The organism is Pontimicrobium sp. MEBiC01747 (genome assembly GCF_053601635.1).
This window is the reverse complement of the sequence record NZ_JBSHNS010000282.1, coordinates 1-2,643: the sequence shown is the minus strand read 5'-3', so window position 1 is coordinate 2,643 and position 2,643 is coordinate 1. Positions and strand designations below refer to the sequence as shown.

General features: G+C 32.8%; 3 protein-coding genes. All 3 read left to right on the top strand.

Annotated elements, in window-relative coordinates:
* Positions 1-595: T9SS type A sorting domain-containing protein (locus ACVC2P_RS09260; protein WP_452598193.1), on the top strand; the 595-nt coding region annotated here is incomplete at its 5' end.
* A gap of 4 nt (positions 596-599) precedes the next feature.
* On the top strand, positions 600-1,064 hold the full coding sequence (locus ACVC2P_RS09255) for a hypothetical protein (RefSeq protein ID WP_452598192.1): 465 nt from the start codon (positions 600-602) through the stop codon (positions 1,062-1,064).
* 8 nt (positions 1,065-1,072) lie between these two features.
* Positions 1,073-2,643 (top strand): M64 family metallopeptidase (locus ACVC2P_RS09250; RefSeq protein WP_452598191.1); only part of this gene is annotated, 1,571 nt, incomplete at its 3' end.

Here is a 2,643-nt window from a genome sequence, read left to right as displayed (position 1 = left end):
TCAAGTAAATAATCTAGAACCTAATACAACGTATCAAATAGAATTTTATGATTTACCAGTTCGCACACATGCTCCTGGTAGACAAACAGCTAATTTATATTACAATACTAAAGTCTCTTTTGCTGGTCAAGAATGGAATGGCCCTGACACCTATTATACTGACGATTATAATTATTGGCATAAAAGGACTATGACCTTTACAACAGATGCTACAACCACGTCGACAACCTTAACACTACAATTTCCTTTACATCCAGACCCTAATAACCCTGTTAATGATGGATATATAGCTATAGACGATATACAAATTACTTGTGTAGATAATTCTTCTAACAAATACAGTAGCAACATAATAGACAACCAAATAACACTATACCCAAATCCTACTAAAGATATATTTAATATAAAAACACCTAATAATAGAGATACTATTACTAAAATAGAAATCTTTAATATTCAAGGGCAATTGGTAATGAGTATTCCACAATACCGAGGAGAAAATATTAATATTTCAAAACTTAAGAACGGAATTTATTTTGTAAAAACCACATTAAATAAGCAGCAAGATATTACCACAAAAATTATAAAAAAATAATATTATGAAACTATTAAAAACGGTTATATATGTGTTTATAGCTATTCTGTTTACACATCAAACAAACGCTCAAAATAAAAATAGGTTAAAATCTAGAGTAGCTTTTGTAAGCTATTCTATTCAAAAAAATACAAGAGGAGAGAGTTCCCTTAATTTTTTAGACAAAAAAATTATAGAAGGGAAGTTTAAAAAACGGTTAACTAAAAACATAAAATCTAAAATAGGGCATTTAAAATGCACTCAACTAGATCAAAACTTAAAACCTATAAAAAGTTTTGTCATTGCAGATCCTTTAAACCAATTAGTTGAATACCCTACTAACGAAAAGGGCAATCTTTCTGTTAAAGAAGTCCAATTGGATGAAACAGAATTGCATCTTAAAATACCTTTAGAAGATACTACCGAATTTATTTCTGTAGCTATTCTAGGAAGGGAAAAAGAAACCGCAGTCGTTACAAAAATTAAATAAAACTTATTATGAAACATTATATTATAATTTTAGCGCTTTGTATAAGCGCAATACATGGCTATTCTCAAGTTTTAGGTATCGAAACTATAGTTGAAAATGGTCCACAAGAGAATCGTATTAACTTAGTTATTCTTCCAGATGGTTATACAAGCAGTCAACAAGACGACTTTATAAACGATGCTACCAGTCTTGTAAATGAACTCTTTGCAGAATCGCCTTACTTAGAATATGCAAGCTACTTTAATGTTTATGCTATTAAAGTAGCATCTAACGAAAGTGGCGCAAATCATCCTGGTACAGCAACAGATGTTGGTGAGCCAGCAAGTCCAATTAAAACAGTAGACAATTACTTTGGTTCTACATTCGATTATTTTAACATTCATAGACTACTAGTGGCTACAGATACTAATGCAATAACTAATGTATTAAGTACGCATTTTCCAAACTACGATCAAGCCATGATATTAGTAAACGACCCTGAATATGGTGGTAGTGGAGGCGAGTTCCCTACAGCGTCATTACATTTTAGAGCCAACCCTATAGCTATACATGAACTAGGACATTCTTTTGCGAATTTAAAAGATGAATACTGGGCAGGTAGTTTTTATGCAGAAGAAGGTATAAATATGACACAAGAAACAAACCCTACTCTAGTACGATGGAAAAACTGGGTAGGCGATAACAATGTAGATATTTATCAACACAGTTGCGGATCTTGTGGCTGGTATAAACCGCATCAAAATTGTATGATGGAAGATTTAAACGACCCTTTCTGTTCAGTTTGTTCGGAAGGCACTATAGAAGTAATACATGAATTAGTTTCACCAATAGATAGCTACTCTCCAGAAGCATCAAGTATATTAATATCTTCTAGTCAAAACTTTCAGTTAAACCTAGTACCCACAAACACATTAGCTATTAACTGGGAACTTAATGGTACCGCAATTGCAAATAATGTAGAGACCTTGACTATAAATGATACCGATTTAAATTCGGGAACAAACACATTAACCGTACACGTAGAAGATGTTTCATCTCAATTAAGAGTAGATAATCACTCAACCAACCATAAATATACAATAACATGGACTCTACAGGCTCCAGAATGTAGTATTGATGTTTATAACGACTTTGATACGGCAGATGTTACTTTTGGAGACAATAACCAATGTACAGCATTTCCATTTACGCACTTTTACGGCCCAGGCAACGGTCCTTTTCCATGGAAAGCCACCATTTATTATGCTGCTTATCATGTATTACTAACAGAAGATTTTTATAATGATTACAATTGTGATGTTTTATTAAATCAAGGTACTGGCACAAATATCTGGATGAGACCACATCGTATAAAAACACCGCCTTCTGGTCATGAAAGTGTTATGGCGTATTGGAATAAATCTAAACATACAGACACCAATTTATCGGGGGTTTACACTCAAGTAAATAATCTAGAACCTAATACAACGTATCAAATAGAATTTTATGATTTACCAGTTCGCACACATGCTCCTGGTAGACAAACAGCTAATTTATATTACAATACTAAAGTCTCTTTTGCTGGTCAAGAATGGAATGG